General features: G+C 59.9%; 17 protein-coding genes and 1 pseudogene. 15 read left to right on the top strand and 3 right to left on the bottom strand.

Going from position 1 to position 13,692, the window contains the following annotated elements; genetic code table 11:
• Positions 1–31: 31 nt before the first annotated feature.
• The 6 genes from arsD (at position 32) to B2A78_RS03635 (ending at position 5,678) form a co-directional block, all read left to right on the top strand.
• Positions 32–604 carry an arsenite efflux transporter metallochaperone ArsD gene (gene arsD, locus B2A78_RS26970; RefSeq protein WP_077728556.1) on the top strand — a complete coding sequence of 191 codons (573 nt, stop codon included), beginning with the start codon at positions 32–34 and terminating at the stop codon, positions 602–604.
• A 204-nt stretch (positions 605–808) separates the two neighbouring features.
• Positions 809–1,237, top strand: coding sequence for an ArsI/CadI family heavy metal resistance metalloenzyme (locus tag B2A78_RS03655; RefSeq protein WP_077728555.1), 429 nt, complete (start codon positions 809–811; stop codon positions 1,235–1,237).
• An 11-nt stretch (positions 1,238–1,248) separates the two neighbouring features.
• Positions 1,249–1,740 carry an arsenate reductase ArsC gene (locus B2A78_RS03650; RefSeq protein WP_077728554.1) on the top strand — a complete coding sequence of 164 codons (492 nt, stop codon included), beginning with the start codon at positions 1,249–1,251 and terminating at the stop codon, positions 1,738–1,740.
• A 100-nt stretch (positions 1,741–1,840) separates the two neighbouring features.
• The gene (gene arsB, locus B2A78_RS03645; protein WP_077728732.1) at positions 1,841–2,920 is read left to right on the top strand and encodes an ACR3 family arsenite efflux transporter; all 1,080 of its coding nucleotides are present in this window, start codon (positions 1,841–1,843) and stop codon (positions 2,918–2,920) included.
• 22 nt (positions 2,921–2,942) lie between these two features.
• Complete coding sequence (locus tag B2A78_RS03640) at positions 2,943–3,479, top strand: aspartate carbamoyltransferase (RefSeq protein ID WP_077728553.1); 537 nt, start codon at positions 2,943–2,945, stop codon at positions 3,477–3,479.
• 507 nt (positions 3,480–3,986) lie between these two features.
• Entirely contained in the window at positions 3,987–5,678 is a 1,692-nt protein-coding gene (locus B2A78_RS03635; RefSeq protein ID WP_077728552.1) for an FAD-dependent oxidoreductase, read from the top strand.
• A gap of 327 nt (positions 5,679–6,005) precedes the next feature.
• Here the strand turns inward: B2A78_RS03635 and merR are convergent, their stop codons facing one another.
• Positions 6,006–6,407, bottom strand: coding sequence for an Hg(II)-responsive transcriptional regulator (gene merR, locus B2A78_RS03630; RefSeq protein ID WP_026611649.1), 402 nt, complete (start codon positions 6,405–6,407; stop codon positions 6,006–6,008).
• Positions 6,404–6,727 carry a YnfA family protein gene (locus B2A78_RS03625; RefSeq protein WP_026611648.1) on the bottom strand — a complete coding sequence of 108 codons (324 nt, stop codon included), beginning with the start codon at positions 6,725–6,727 and terminating at the stop codon, positions 6,404–6,406. The genes merR and B2A78_RS03625 overlap by 4 nt, the downstream gene beginning before the upstream one ends.
• Positions 6,728–6,806: 79 nt before the next feature.
• Here B2A78_RS03625 and merP point away from each other — a divergent pair.
• The 4 genes and pseudogenes from merP (at position 6,807) to B2A78_RS03600 (ending at position 9,190) form a co-directional block, all read left to right on the top strand.
• Positions 6,807–7,450 (top strand): annotated as a pseudogene (gene merP, locus B2A78_RS26965) (mercury resistance system periplasmic binding protein MerP).
• A 7-nt stretch (positions 7,451–7,457) separates the two neighbouring features.
• A complete protein-coding gene (locus B2A78_RS03610) occupies positions 7,458–7,679 on the top strand; it encodes a GDCCVxC domain-containing (seleno)protein (protein WP_077728551.1) in 222 nt (73 codons plus the stop codon).
• A 311-nt stretch (positions 7,680–7,990) separates the two neighbouring features.
• Positions 7,991–8,548, top strand: coding sequence for a hypothetical protein (locus tag B2A78_RS03605; protein WP_077728550.1), 558 nt, complete (start codon positions 7,991–7,993; stop codon positions 8,546–8,548).
• Positions 8,549–8,749: 201 nt separating this feature from the next.
• Positions 8,750–9,190: a hypothetical protein gene (locus B2A78_RS03600; RefSeq protein ID WP_077728549.1), complete on the top strand. Its 441-nt coding sequence runs from the start codon at positions 8,750–8,752 to the stop codon at positions 9,188–9,190.
• Positions 9,191–9,273: 83 nt separating this feature from the next.
• On the opposite strand, the gene B2A78_RS03595 is transcribed toward B2A78_RS03600, so the two are convergent.
• Complete coding sequence (locus tag B2A78_RS03595) at positions 9,274–9,789, bottom strand: V4R domain-containing protein (protein WP_077728548.1); 516 nt, start codon at positions 9,787–9,789, stop codon at positions 9,274–9,276.
• A 446-nt stretch (positions 9,790–10,235) separates the two neighbouring features.
• Here B2A78_RS03595 and B2A78_RS03590 point away from each other — a divergent pair, with 446 nt between their 5' ends.
• The 5 genes from B2A78_RS03590 (at position 10,236) to B2A78_RS03570 (ending at position 13,650) form a co-directional block, all read left to right on the top strand.
• Positions 10,236–10,598 (top strand): YceK/YidQ family lipoprotein, encoded by a 363-nt coding sequence (locus B2A78_RS03590; RefSeq protein WP_077728547.1) that lies wholly within the window; start codon positions 10,236–10,238, stop codon positions 10,596–10,598.
• A gap of 30 nt (positions 10,599–10,628) precedes the next feature.
• Positions 10,629–11,606 carry a formyltransferase family protein gene (locus B2A78_RS03585; RefSeq protein WP_077728546.1) on the top strand — a complete coding sequence of 326 codons (978 nt, stop codon included), beginning with the start codon at positions 10,629–10,631 and terminating at the stop codon, positions 11,604–11,606.
• 312 nt (positions 11,607–11,918) lie between these two features.
• Entirely contained in the window at positions 11,919–12,647 is a 729-nt protein-coding gene (locus B2A78_RS03580) for a TSUP family transporter (RefSeq protein ID WP_077728545.1), read from the top strand.
• Between the two features lie 2 nt (positions 12,648–12,649).
• Positions 12,650–13,360 carry a fluoride efflux transporter CrcB gene (gene crcB / locus B2A78_RS03575; RefSeq protein ID WP_205780654.1) on the top strand — a complete coding sequence of 237 codons (711 nt, stop codon included), beginning with the start codon at positions 12,650–12,652 and terminating at the stop codon, positions 13,358–13,360.
• Complete coding sequence (locus B2A78_RS03570) at positions 13,336–13,650, top strand: DUF190 domain-containing protein (protein WP_077728544.1); 315 nt, start codon at positions 13,336–13,338, stop codon at positions 13,648–13,650. Before crcB ends, B2A78_RS03570 begins: the two co-directional genes overlap by 25 nt.
• Positions 13,651–13,692: the final 42 nt, after the last annotated feature.

Here is a 13,692-nt window from a genome sequence, read left to right as displayed (position 1 = left end):
CCACCTCATCACTTGCATAAGAGGAAATCCCATGAAAAAGCTCGAAATCTACGATCCCGCTCTATGCTGCGGCACGGGCGTGTGCGGGGTTGAGGTCGACCCCGTTCTCGCGCAATTCGCCGCCGATGTGCAGTGGCTGTCGGAACAAGGCGTCGAGGTCGCCCGCCATAACCTTTCCCAGGCCCCGCAAGCGTTCGCGGCGAACCCGGTTGTGAAGGCCTCGCTGGAGAAGGAAGGTAACGAATGCCTGCCTCTGCTTCTGGTGGACGGCCAAATCGGCAGCAAGGGCAGATATCCGGCCCGAGCGGAACTGGCGTCTCTGGCAGGACTGAACATCGAAACGCCTGCGCCCAGCATTTATACGGACGCCGTCGCCGAACTCGTAGCGATCGGCACCGCGATTGCCGCCAACTGCGAGCCCTGTTTCAAATATCACTTTCAGCAGGCGAAGAAGCTGGGGGTCTCGCGCGATGACATGATGCGCGCCGTGAAAACCGCCCAGAGCGTGAAGGAGACCCCCGCAAGGGCGATGCTGCAACTGGCCCATCGTTTTCTCGAAGGAGACCCGGTCGAACACCCGGTTGTGCAGAGTTGCTGCGGCTAAGGTGCCGCGATCGACGACTGTGCGGTTCTTCGAACTGCTCCCGCGCTCCTGTTCTCATCGGCAAGGGCGACGCGGGCAAGACTATCCTCGCCGTCGGTGCAACAACGGGCACTGGCCGAGATGTCGGCAGAGCCGCCGTTACGTGAAGTTGAAACCGCAAGATTGATGTCCGCGAAACCTGAGTAACCTATCGGAGCATTTGCCATGAAAAGATTCCATGTCCATATCGCCGTCGACGATCTCGAAAAGAACATCCGTTTCTACAGCGCCTTGTTCCAGACCGAGCCCAGCGTCCTGAAAGACGACTACGCCAAGTGGATGCTGGACGATCCCCGCATCAACTTCGCCATTTCCGCGCGGGGAAGCCGGCTCGGCCTGGATCACCTGGGGCTCCAGGTCGAATCCGGCGAGGAGCTGGAAGATGTCAACCGCGGCCTGAGCGACGCCGCCCTGCCGGTCGAGGCGCAAAAACAAGCCGCCTGCTGCTACGCCCAGTCCGACAAATACTGGACCGTCGATCCCCAAGGTATCGCCTGGGAGGCCTTTCACTCGCTGAGCAGCATACCGACCTTCGGCAAAGACACGGCCATACAGATCAAATCCGCCTCGAGCTGCTGCAGCCCTTCAAAATAAGGAATCCATCCGTGAACCCGCGTCCGCTCAACATTCTCGTACTCTGCACCGGCAATTCCTGCCGCAGCATCCTGGGCGAAGCCCTGATCAACCGGCTGGGCGCGGGACGTTTTCGCGCTTTCAGCGCCGGCAGCCATCCGACCGGCCGGGTCAACCCGAACGCCCTGGCGACGCTGGCCCGCCACGGACTCCCGACCGAAGGCTATGCCAGCAAGTCTTGGGACGCACTCGAAGACACGCCGATCGACATCCTGATCACGGTCTGCGATTCGGCGGCGGGGGAAGCCTGCCCGGTTTACCTGGGATCGGCCGTTCGCGGGCACTGGGGCTTGCCGGACCCGGCCCACGTCACCGGCAGTCCCGAGACCATCGAAGCCGCTTTCGAAGCGACCTACACGGCCCTCGAAAAACGTATCCGCCGACTGCTGGCGCTGCCGGTGGAAAGGATCTCCCGGTCGGAACTGGCCGAGGCGCTCAACCGCATCGGAACGGAAACTCTTTGACCCGCTTGCGAAAGCTACCGCCATGAACAAACAGAAATTCCGAAATACAACCCGAAGCGTCCGTCCCTCTGATCGCGGGCCGGGCGAAAAAGCCAAAGGCATGAGCCTGTTCGACCGCTATCTGACGGTCTGGGTATTCCTCTGCATCGTCGCCGGCATAGGGCTGGGGCATCTTTTCCCCGCAGCGTTCCAAACCGTGGGACGGCTGGAAATGGCGAAGATCAATTTGCCGGTTGCGGTGCTGATCTGGCTGATGATCATCCCCATGCTGGTCAAGGTGGACCTCAAGGCGCTGAAAGGAGTCGTGAAGCACTGGCGCGGGGTGGGCGTGACCCTGTTCGTCAACTGGGGCGTGAAACCGTTTTCCATGGCGCTCCTGGGCTGGCTTTTCATTGGTCAGTTGTTCCGGCCCTGGCTGCCGGCGGATCAGATCGATTCCTACATCGCCGGGCTGATCCTCCTGGCCGCAGCGCCGTGCACGGCCATGGTGTTCGTCTGGAGTCATTTGTCGCGCGGCGAGCCCCATTACACCCTGTCCCAGGTGGCGCTCAACGACATCATCATGATTTTCGCCTTCGCGCCCATCGTCGGCTTGCTGTTGGGGCTGTCGGCGATCACCGTGCCCTGGGACACGCTGCTCCTGTCGGTGCTGCTGTACATCGTCGTACCCCTGATCCTGGCCAACCTCTTGCGTATGGCGGTTCTGCGCCACGGGGACGGATACGCCCGTCTGGACCGGCTGCTGAAAGTACTGCACCCTGTCTCGCTGACGGCGCTATTGGCCACCCTGGTGCTGCTGTTCGGTTTCCAGGGCGAGCAGATCCTGACTCAACCGATTGTGATCCTGCTCCTGGCCGTACCCATCCTGATCCAGGTGTTTTTCAACTCGGGACTGGCTTATCTGCTGAACCGGGCCGTACGCTCGCCCCATTGCGTGGCGGGTCCTTCGGCGCTGATCGGCGCCAGCAACTTCTTCGAGCTGGCCGTGGCCACCGCCATCGCCCTGTTCGGCTTCGAATCCGGCGCGGCACTCGCAACAGTGGTCGGCGTCTTGATCGAAGTGCCGGTGATGCTGCTCGCCGTCGGCGTGGTCAACCGCAGCCGCGCCTGGTACGAACGCCGCACGGGCGTGCCGGGCTACGAAGAATGCTGTCCGGCGCATCTGAAAACCGGGCATTGACGAATTGACTGGAGATCGTGTCATGCAAGGCCGTAATCGAAGACTTTGGGCATTTGCCGGGATCGTTCTCGCTCTTGGATTACCCACAGTGGTGCCGGCACAGACGGCAAGTCCGGAACGCGTGGAGGAAATCTCGAAACGCGGGGCCGAGGTCATGCCCTTCGACCTCAAGCAAACCCAGCACGTTTTTACCAAGACCGAAACGGGAGGGGTGCAGCAAGTCGTTGTCCGGGACCCGGCCAATGCCGGGCAGATCAAACTCATCCGGCAGCACCTGACGAAGATTTCCGAGGAATTCGCCCGCGGCGATTTTTCCGATCCTGCTCGCATCCATGGTGAAAACATGCCGGGCCTCGCCGAGCTGAAAAACGCCCAACCGGGAACATTGCACGTGGAATACCGCGAACTCCCGAATGGAGCGGAGATCGTTTATTCATCCGGCGATCCCGCTCTGATCGCCGCCGTACACCGATGGTTCGACGCCCAGCTCGCCGAGCACGGCTCGGATGCCATGCCGGGACATCCTCACGGCACCATGCATCCCATGCATGATAACTAGCGGGATTGCTGGGATTCCTTCGTCATCCCAGCCTACTTTCGATACATGGCATTTGTAGGTCGGCAATCCTTTGCCGACGATGCCATGCGCCGCCCTGGGATGTTCGGCAAGGCCTCCTGACCTCATTGGCACCCCCTGTTCGCAGCATTCGTAGGTCGGCAATCCTTTGCCGACAACTACGCTCGCCAGCCTGCTACGTCGCGAAAGGATCCCCGACCTACTTGGCGGCACAGGTTGGTATGTCGGCAACCCCTTGCCGACGATTCCATGTGCCGACTCCTTGTGTTCGGCAAGGATTACTGACCTACTTGGTGACGCCAGTTCGTAGGTCGAGCGCCGGAACTGGCTATCGCCTTGCTCTGGCCTACCCAGCCACGCGTCACTATCTCGGACCAAGGGTGTTCTAACGGTGTTGCCGCCCCGTCGCGAGCGCTACAATCGGCCGTCCTGGCTCGGATATTAGCCCGTGAATACCTAACGCAACTCGCTGACTGGAGATTCGATCTCATGAATGCCACGAAAAAACGCATCCTCATCGTCGGCGGCGTGGCCGGCGGCGCCACTTGCGCGGCTCGGGCGCGCCGGCTGTGCGAAACCTGCGAGATCCTCGTGTTCGAACGCGGACCGCATGTATCCTTCGCCAACTGCGGCCTGCCTTATTTCGTGGGCGACGTGATCGAATCGGAAGCCAAACTGCTGGTGGCCAGTCCCGAAGTATTCAAGAACCGATTCAACATCGCCGTGCATACGGAAACCGAGGTCACCCGTATCGATAGGCAAGCCAAAACGATCGAGGTGCGCGATCTCAAGACGGGCGCGACGCGGCAAGAATCTTATGACGCGCTGGTCCTCGCGACCGGCGCCAAGCCCGTCCGTCCGCCTCTGCCCGGCATCGACCTGCCCGGCATCCACGTGTTGCGCAATATTCCGGACAGCCGGAAGATCAAGGCAGCAACGGCCAGGGCCTCCCGCGCGCTGATCGTGGGCGGCGGATTCATAGGCCTCGAAATGGCCGAGAATCTGGTCGGACTGGGGCTCGAGGTCACCTTGCTGGAACTGGCCGACCAGGTGTTGCCGCCGCTAGGCCCTGAAATGGCGGCCTATGCCGCCGAACGGCTGAAATCCCGCGGCGTCAGCCTCAGACTGGGCGAAGGCGTCGCGGCCTTCGACCAGCACCCGGAGCGCGGTTTGAACGTGCTTACATCCAAGGGCGACACGATCTCCGCCGATCTGGTCGTCCTCGGCATCGGCGTGCGCCCGGAGTCGGGACTCGCGGCCGACGCTGGCTTGGAACTCGGGGCCCTCGGCGGCATTCGCGTCGACGAATACATGCGTACCAGCGACCCCGCCATCTGGGCCGTGGGCGACGTGGTCGAAGTGAAAAATCGGGTCACCGGGGAATGGCAGCTCGTTCCCTTGGCCGGTCCCGCCAACCGGCAGGGGCGCGTCGCGGCCACCGCCATTCTTCACCATTTCTCGTGCGGGGACGACGAGACGCCGCCGCCCCTGGCTTTCGATGGCGTTCTCGGAACCGCCGTGTGCGAAGTATTCGGACTCACCATCGCCTGTACCGGCGCCAACGAAAAGCTGCTTAGGCGAGCCGGCATGAATTACCAAAAGATCTACCTGCATCCCGGCCACCATGCGAGCTATTTTCCGGGCGCCAAGCCAATCCACATGAAACTGCTGTTCTCCGAGGCCGACGGCAGGATTCTAGGCGCGCAAGCCGTGGGCGAGCTCGATGTGGCGCGGCGCATCGATGTCATCGCCACGGCCATGATGCAGAGAGCTTCGGTATTCGACCTGGAGGAACTGGAGCTTTGCTACGCTCCCCAGTTCGGCGCCGCCAAGGACCCCGTCAACCTGGCCGGCATGATCGCCGCCAACCATCTGCGCGGGGATTTCCCCCTGGCGAATTGGGACGAATTGGCGAACACCACGGCCCTGCTGGTGGACGTTCGAAGCGAAACGGAATTTGCCGGCGGCCACATCCCGAACGCACGAAACCTGCCGCTCGAGACCCTGCGCGACCGGCTTCACGAATTGCCCCGCGACCGGGACATCTGGCTGATCTGCGGCGTCGGACAACGCGCTTATTACGCCTTCCGGCTATTGGCGCAGAACGGTTTTCAGGTCAAGGTGCTTTCCGGTGGGATGCAGACTTATCAGGCCCGGATACGGGCCGGTAATCGATGGTAGTTGAGCACAGCCGTCCGCAAAGGCCAACCAGGGTCTCTTTTCAAATCGTAAGCATTCGATGAGAGCCCCGTATAGGCGCTTCATTGGCTTTTGGGTATCGCGGGGCCTGGGCGTGCAAAGTCATCCGCGTTTATCCGCCACTGGCAGCTTCTGACAACTTGGCGGACGGAGTTGGCGAAGAGGCCGCCGTATTTCGGCACCTCGGCGATGATTTCGGCCTGAAAATCCGTCAGGCCTGCCGGCGTTCGCGGGCGAGCAGCGAGGCGCGATTCTTGGTATTTGTTATCGATGGCCCGGGCAAGGCAAGCAGCGGTTCGGAGCGATCTCCTAATTCTGCGCCAGGGACCGGATGATCGGACAAGGGGTTTGTCCCGCTCCTTCATCGCATTGATGCACGAGTTCTTTCAGGACATCGCGCATGGCGCTCAAATCAGCGAGCTTACGCTCGATCAGGGCTAGCTTACGCACGGCCAGTTCCCGCGTTTCAGAGCAGGCGCAGGCTTCATCGAGCCGAAGCAATACGGCGATTTCTTCCAGAGTGAATCCCAGCGCCTGCGCCCGCTTGATGAACCGGATCCGTTCGACCGCAGTCACGGGGTAGCGACGCGCTCCGTCCAGCGGTTTGTCGGGCTGATCCAACAACCCTCTCCGCTGATAATAGCGGACGGTTTCCACGTTCACTCCGGCTTGCTTGGCCAGGCGTCCAATGGTGAATGTCGGCGCCTTCATGATCGCGGCCCCCACAGGATGATGGCCGCCCCCACCAGACAAACAGTCGCCCCGATGATGTCCCAATGATCGGGCCGATGGCCTTCGACCCACCAAAGCCACGCCAGCGAAGCGGCGATGTACACGCCGCCATAGACCGCATAGGCCCGGCCCGCCGCCTCGACTTCGACTCGGGTCAACAACCAGGCGAACAGGCATAGGCTGACGATGCCGGCATTGAGCCACGGCCAAGGCTTGCCCAACCTCCAGACACTCCAGAAAGCAAAGCAGCCAGCGATTTCGAAGAAGGCAGCCAGGGTAAAAAACAGAGAAGTGGTCATCTCGTCAAAAAACCGCTTGATTCCGTACCATGGTACGGCATTTAGACTCAAGCCAACACTACCGGTTTGGAGATGCAAAATGTCCTCACTGAACGCAAAAAGCTCGCTGATGATTGGCGCGATGGCCGCAATCGGCGCCTCGCTGTGTTGTCTCGGACCCTTGCTCCTGCTCTCCTTGGGCATCGGCGGCGCCTGGATCAGCGGCTTAACCGCCTTGCAGCCTTTCCGCCCCCTTTTTGTGGCGGCTGCGCTGCTGTTCATCGCTCTGGCATTCCGCAAGCTTTACCTCACACCTCAGGTCTGCGAACCCACCTCAGCCTGCCGCGCCGCCTCGATCATCAAGCAACAGCGTCTGACCTTCTGGGTAGTCAGCTTGTTATCGCTCGGGCTCATGGCCGGACCATGGATCGCACCACTTTTCTACTGACTGAATAGGAGGACACAACGATGCGCCAGATCATCACGCTCGCGATCGCGTGGCTGCCACTGGTAACGTTTTCCGGGGAACCACACACCGTCGTGCTCGATGTGCAAAACATGAGTTGTGCGGTCTGCCCGATTACCGTCAGCAAGGCGTTGGAACAGGTACCGGGCGTAACAGACGCCAAAATCGATTTCGACCGGAAAACAGCTACGGTCACTTACGATCCGGATCGGACCAGCCCGGCCGCACTTACCAAGGCGACTACGGACGCCGGCTACCCATCGACTCTTCACCCCTAGGACGACCATGAGCACAGTCATTCTCGAATCCCTTCTCACATGTCCCGCATGCGGTTTTGCTAGGCTGGAAACCATGCCGACGGATGCTTGCCAGTTCTATTACGAATGCACCAACTGCAAGACGCTGCTGCGTCCCGAAGCCGGGGATTGCTGCGTGTTCTGTTCCTACGGATCGGTAAAATGCCCGCCGGTACAGGAACACCGCAAGCATGGGGGATGTTGCGGCTGAACGCACATTTCGAGGGTCGTCATGCGGAGACTAAGAGCCTATCCCGGTAGGTCCTCGAAACCCTTCGATAAGCTCAGGACGAACGACGTACCGGGATAGGCTCTAAGCCAGGCTGACATATCAAGGAGCCCGAGACGGTTGCGGCTGCAACTTTCCTAGTATTGACTACCCGACATCCGGAGCGCACGCTCAGCGTTCTGCGAGTTAGCCCTCGGCGAATACTGTGGAAACGGGATTGCCAGTACCCAAGCGGGAGCCTTGGGAACCAGCAAACCAGCCCGCGGTGCCGATATGCGTTTTGGAGAAAAATAATGAACATATCGAACACGCTAATGCTATCCATCGCCTTGGCCGTTTGCGGTTTCGGCACGACGGCGGCAGACGAAGGAAAGGACGAGTCTGGAAAGGGAAACGACAGACATTACCTGGAGAACGACTGGAAGGAAAAACAATCACGGGAAGGCGGGAAGGACCGGCAGAAGGGAACGGACGGGTATTACTCGGAAAAGGAATGGAAGGAGAAACAACATCGGGGCTACAGGAAAGATTGGAGGGATGATAGGCATGACCCTTACTTCCACGAACACGGCTACACCCGCCTCGATATCCCGCCGGGGCATTATCCCCCTCCGGGCGAATGCCGTATCTGGTATCCGGGCCGACCTGCCGGGCACCAGCCTCCTCCCGGCCAGTGCCATCGGTTGCGCGCCAAGGTTCCGCCGGGCGCCTGGCTCATCCGGCATCCGAGGGATAGGGCCGACCACGTCCACGTGATCGTCTATGACGACTATCACCCCGGCACCATCCGGGTCATTGGGGAGTTCGATATCGGTACGGGCATATTCGTGGACCTCGTCGTGGATAGATGAAGCCCGAAAGGGTATTTCAGCGGACCGGCCGCAACGTCGCTAGACTCCGCTTGCGTGCGTCCGCCGAACATCAGTGCCGGAATGTTGAAAAACCCTTGGATCGAAAACTCAGCCTATGCACATTCAACGGATTAATCGTGCCAAAATGCTCGAAGCGATTTTTTTTACTTCGTCGGATAGCAATTCAATCGAGGAGCAAGCGTGGCGTTTCTGATCGGAGCGGTTCTGGCCATTGTGATCGGCCTGTCGGCGACCTTGTTCGGCCTGGATCGTGATCGTGCGTTTTATCCCACGGTGATGATCGTCATCGCGTCGTACTATGTCCTCTTTGCGGTCGTGGGCGGTTCCATGAACGCATTGATTATTGAGCTCATCGTTGCCGCGGTGTTTTTGGGCGCCTCTATCGCCGGATTCAAGTACACGTTGTGGCTTATCGTTGCCGCCCTGCTCGCACACGGCATCTTTGATTTCGTCCATGGCCGGTTCATCGCAAACCCGGGCGTGCCGGCCTGGTGGCCTGCCTTCTGCCTCACGTATGACGTCGCTGCCGCGGCTTACCTCGGATGGCTGCTCACGCGTAAGCGAGTTCGGGCCGATGCCATCCCAGGAAGCGCATCGAAGCGCATCGCAAATTTCAAATAACTAGGTTTTTGATCCGCCGACCCGGCAGCTTATCGGGCTGGCGAGTCAATCGACAGGGCGCTCGGGATAGAACTCTTGACCGGCTATTTGATCTCGCCGAGGAGTTCGAGATCAAAACCACAGGTACGGTCGCCCAATCCGCCGATGCAGCTTACCTCCACGGCTTGCGTGCGTCTTCGCGTTACGTGCTCCACGACCCCGGCGATCAGCCCTCCCTCAAAATGGCAGAGTGTACGCCCCACGGGTTGGAGACCGCTGCACGTGACGCATTCGTAGACATCGACATGAATCTTGTCCTCGGTCAGCAAGGGGACTTCGATGATTCCGATCTTGAGGGCCGCGCAGAGCCCGAGAAAGTCTTCGAGCTTGCCGATTCCAAGACCCATGCCCAGTTTTTTGCCGGCGTAATAGGCCATCGCCGAGGCACCCCTGCCGAGGATATCTTCGATCGCCACCAGTCTCAGCAGTCTGAAGAGCGCCACACCGGCATCATCCCCGAGGCTGGGACGCACGATGTTCAAGGCGTTGGCAATATCGACCGTGGGGTACCCGGCTTCAAGCACTTTCGCCGAGCCGGTAAATGGGGTTGTCGAATGCATGAATGATGGTCCTCTTCTACTTGATCGTTGCGTCAGAAGTGCAATAAAAACCGTAGAGACATAAGGCTCATTTACCCTCGCCCTGTGTCATGATCGGCCGCCCGGCGCCCCCGACCTCAGTGGTTTAGCTCAAGCATAGATGAAAATGCGAAATGCAAGGTCTAACGCCGTCCAGCCAGGAGAACACCCTATTGACGAAATTTGACATCAAGAGCTAGTTTGACCTAGCTTCATGATGCTGATGCTCGAGCCGATGGCGGTGCCAGCGGGCCTCGCCTGACAGACAACCGGATTGAGATGTTCGTCCGCCGGGAGACCGCCTTCATTTCGGAAGCCTCTACCGCCCCTCTCTTTGCTTCTCCAGGATCGGATGATTCGTCAATCCGTTCCCGAAAGCTCGGCTTCCATATAACCGTGACACCTCTATTCGTTTATAAGGAAACGCGATGAAAGTTGACGTTGGAAAATGGGCCGTTATTGTTCTTGTGATAGCCCTGGCCGCCGGTTGCTCGAGCATACGGGCGAGGACCGAGATACTCGAAAACGAGTGGGCGGTTTACCCCGGCGTTCGGCAAGACGCGAAAGAGATCGGCGAAATTTTCGGCGGCGAGCGTTCGGCATCCGCATGGCTCAACGGACTGGTGGCATCCGTCCTTATTTTCGATCTGCCTTTTTCGGCCGTCTTCGATACGTTTGTGCTTCCATACGACTGGCATCGCGTTCGCAACCCGAGCGCTTCCGAAGAAACCCGCGACTCGTCGACAGAATCACCGGCTCCCGAATCCGGGGAAATCGAAGAAGCGCGTTGATCTGAAATTCATGTTGTAAGGGATCTACTCATGATGACCGCATCTTGCATGGGAAGCTACGGAATGGCACCCGTGAGCGAGCAATATCGCTTGAATATTGCCCTGGTGGCCGAGGAAGGTGCGGGGCTCCGCGCCTTGAAGGCGCTAGACGAAAGCGGACACCGGGTTGCGATGGTGCTCACGTCGCCTCCGGACACGCGCAAATCGGCCTTGTGGTCGTACGCCGAAAGGCGCGGACATTGTCTCTTGCCCGCCTCGGCCGTCAAGGACGCCGCTCTCGCCGACATTTTCCGCAAAGAGAATGTGGACCTCCTGCTCAACGTCCACTCGCTGCACGTCGTGAATGGCTCGATCCTGGAGGCCCCCCGGATCGGCGCGTTCAACGTGCACCCGGGCCCCCTGCCCCGTTATGCCGGTCTCTACGCGCTGGGCTGGGCCATCCTCCGCAGCGAACACCGGTACGGCGTCACCGTTCATCGCATGTTCGCCGGCATCGATACCGGACCCATCGCCTATCAGACGCTCTTCGACCTGACCGAAAGCGACACCGCATTTTCGGTGGGCCTGCGCTGCGTGGAAGAGGGTCTCTCTCTCCTCTCCACTCTGGTCGCCGCGGCCGCCCTCGACCCGGCCTCCATTCCCCACATCGAGCAAGACCTCACAATGCGCGAATACTTCGGCAGGGTAATCCCCGAGGGCGGCACACTGTCTTGGGATCGCCCCGCCGCCGACGTCGACCGCTTCGTCCGCGCCTTTTGCTATTTCCCCTTCCCGTCTCCGTGGGGAGCACCGAAGACGCGGGCCGGCACTCGGGAGATCGGGATCGTGAAAACCTCGCCCACCGGAGAGCCGAGCTCTGCGCCGCCGGGGACGATCGAGACGATGCCCGGAGGTGAAGTGTGGGCCGCGTGCGCGGACGCGTGGCTTCGGCTCGAGGTGATCACGGTCGACGGCCGGCGCGTCCCGCCGGCCACGGCGCTCTCCGCCGGCGATCGCCTGGGCGCCTGACGCCGGGGACGGCGAGGCTGTGCCCGTGAATTCCGATGCGCGCCCGGCGGCTTCGGTGCGGCGCCGGGGCCGACGTGACCCGATCGAATGGCGAGCGGCTTCGCGACACGGGATTCGAGCTGACAAAGAGCCCGCCCGACGCACCCGTTCCGATACCTTCTGTAGCCTGAAGGTTTACAATGGCGCGCCATAAAAACATTACGGGGCGAACGGCAGCTTGGGGAAAGCCTATGACATCCGGGCTTCCCTGACTGCGCGAAGCCCGGTTTAACGAGTGGCGGAAGCCAACGAGATCAAGCCTAGGGGGAATTCATGTCGGTCGACATTCTGCTGACCGTGGTCGCCACGGCCACCGTGCAGTCCATTTTCGGCGCAGGCGTCTTGCTGTTCGGCACGCCGATCCTGTTGCTGCTCGGTTACGAATTCGTGGACGTGCTTATCGTGCTGCTGCCGATTTCGATCGCCATCAATCTGTTGCAGATCGCGAAGCACCATGCCCACATCGATTTTACCTTTTACCGGAACGTGCTGTTTCTGACGCTGCCGCCCATCGCGCTCTTTCTGTTCCTGGTGACTCATACCCGGATCAACATCGGCGTGTTGATCGGATCGTTTCTGCTGCTCATCGCCTTGAAGGAATATTCGCCGACCGTGACCCGCGCCATCGACGCCCTGATGAAGTACGAAAAGGCTTACTTCGCGACCATGGGCGTTATACACGGGCTCAGCAATCTGGGCGGCTCGCTCCTCACGGCGCTGGTGCACCACAAGGACTATGCAAAGGATGTGGCCCGCGTCACCGTTGCGGCTTCCTACGCCACCTTTGCCGTGGCGCAAATCCTCACCTTGTGGCTGTTCAGCCGGTCGCAGATCGATGTGCCTTTTGCCGAAAATGCAATCTATCTGGTAGTCGGCGCTCTGGTTTTTCTGCTGACCGACGAAATGCTTTACACGCACATCGAGCAAGCCAGGTACCGCCGCATCTTCGCGGGTTTTCTGGCCATCGCCGGAATAGTGTTGATGATTCGAGCTTTGAGTTAGATATGATGAGCCAACTCTTCGCCATCGCCTTGGGCGGATCGCTCGGAGCCGTGACGCGTTACCTGGTCGCCACCGGCATCTACGCCTGGCTGGGTCGAGGCTTTCCTCACGGCACCCTGTTCGTGAACGTATCGGGCTCGTTTCTGATGGGATTCCTCACCGAACTGATGCTGCAACGATTTTCGCTGGCCGTCGAATACCGGGCGGCGATTCTGGTAGGGTTCCTGGGCGCCTACACGACCTTCTCGACCTTTGCCATCGAAACCTTGTACCTGTTCGAAGAAGGCAATCTCGCCAAAGCCGGATTGAATATTTTCTTGAGCGCCGTGTTGTGTCTCGCGGCAGTCTGGATCGGACTGGTACTGGGCCGGCAGATATTTGCCTCCGATCTCTATCCCTGGCTCGGGCACGGGTTTCCGTACGGCGGCCTGGCGCTCGCCCTGACGATCGCCTTTACCCTGGCCGCAGCGGCCGAATTCGTTTTTCTTTACTTCGATCTGTCTACCCTGTACCGGGCGATTGTCTTGATCAGTCTGCTCGGTGTGATGACCCTGGCGGCGACCTTGTGGCTCGCATTCCAATTGCCCGAAATTCGGGCGGAGTTTCAGGGTCTATTGAGCATCTTCGCCGTGAATGCCCTGCTCGGCGTTACGGCGGTCTGGTTGGGCACACTCACGGGAAACTGGTTATGGCACATCAGCAAGTCACCATAGCGCGGATTTATCTTAGGGAAGGCGAACATATCCTGTCCAAGCTCATGAAGTTCCTGCACGAAGAGGAACGGGTGGCCGGCGTCACCGTACTGCGGGGCATGACAGGATTCAGTCGAAACGGAAAAATCCGTACGGCCTCACTGGTCGACCTGTCCCTGGATTTGCCCCTAGTGATCGAGTTTTACGACGAACCGGATAGGGTGGAAACCGTGATCCAGGAACTGCTGCGGCGGATGGATTTATCCCATGTGGTCACATGGTCCGGAGTCCGCCACATGAAAGAGGAATAATCGGCCACTTCGGTCATCGAGCATATTGGCGATCGGCGACTT

The sequence above is a fragment of the Methylocaldum sp. 14B genome, assembly GCF_002005105.1.
Classification (GTDB): Bacteria; Pseudomonadota; Gammaproteobacteria; order Methylococcales; family Methylococcaceae; genus Methylocaldum.
Note: the sequence above shows the minus strand (reverse complement) of the source record. Positions and strands in the feature narration are given on the sequence as shown.

Coding starts and splice junctions, on each gene's coding strand:
- arsD (WP_077728556.1), top strand. CDS start 32: ATGAAAAAGCTCGAAATCTACGATCCCGCTCTATGCTGCGGCACGGGC.
- B2A78_RS03655 (WP_077728555.1), top strand. CDS start 809: ATGAAAAGATTCCATGTCCATATCGCCGTCGACGATCTCGAAAAGAAC.
- arsB (WP_077728732.1), top strand. CDS start 1,841: ATGAGCCTGTTCGACCGCTATCTGACGGTCTGGGTATTCCTCTGCATC.
- B2A78_RS03640 (WP_077728553.1), top strand. CDS start 2,943: ATGCAAGGCCGTAATCGAAGACTTTGGGCATTTGCCGGGATCGTTCTC.
- B2A78_RS03635 (WP_077728552.1), top strand. CDS start 3,987: ATGAATGCCACGAAAAAACGCATCCTCATCGTCGGCGGCGTGGCCGGC.
- merR (WP_026611649.1), bottom strand. CDS start 6,407: ATGAAGGCGCCGACATTCACCATTGGACGCCTGGCCAAGCAAGCCGGA.
- B2A78_RS03625 (WP_026611648.1), bottom strand. CDS start 6,727: ATGACCACTTCTCTGTTTTTTACCCTGGCTGCCTTCTTCGAAATCGCT.
- B2A78_RS03610 (WP_077728551.1), top strand. CDS start 7,458: ATGAGCACAGTCATTCTCGAATCCCTTCTCACATGTCCCGCATGCGGT.
- B2A78_RS03605 (WP_077728550.1), top strand. CDS start 7,991: ATGAACATATCGAACACGCTAATGCTATCCATCGCCTTGGCCGTTTGC.
- B2A78_RS03595 (WP_077728548.1), bottom strand. CDS start 9,789: ATGCATTCGACAACCCCATTTACCGGCTCGGCGAAAGTGCTTGAAGCC.
- B2A78_RS03590 (WP_077728547.1), top strand. CDS start 10,236: ATGAAAGTTGACGTTGGAAAATGGGCCGTTATTGTTCTTGTGATAGCC.
- B2A78_RS03585 (WP_077728546.1), top strand. CDS start 10,629: ATGATGACCGCATCTTGCATGGGAAGCTACGGAATGGCACCCGTGAGC.
- B2A78_RS03580 (WP_077728545.1), top strand. CDS start 11,919: ATGTCGGTCGACATTCTGCTGACCGTGGTCGCCACGGCCACCGTGCAG.
- crcB (WP_205780654.1), top strand. CDS start 12,650: ATGATGAGCCAACTCTTCGCCATCGCCTTGGGCGGATCGCTCGGAGCC.
- B2A78_RS03570 (WP_077728544.1), top strand. CDS start 13,336: ATGGCACATCAGCAAGTCACCATAGCGCGGATTTATCTTAGGGAAGGC.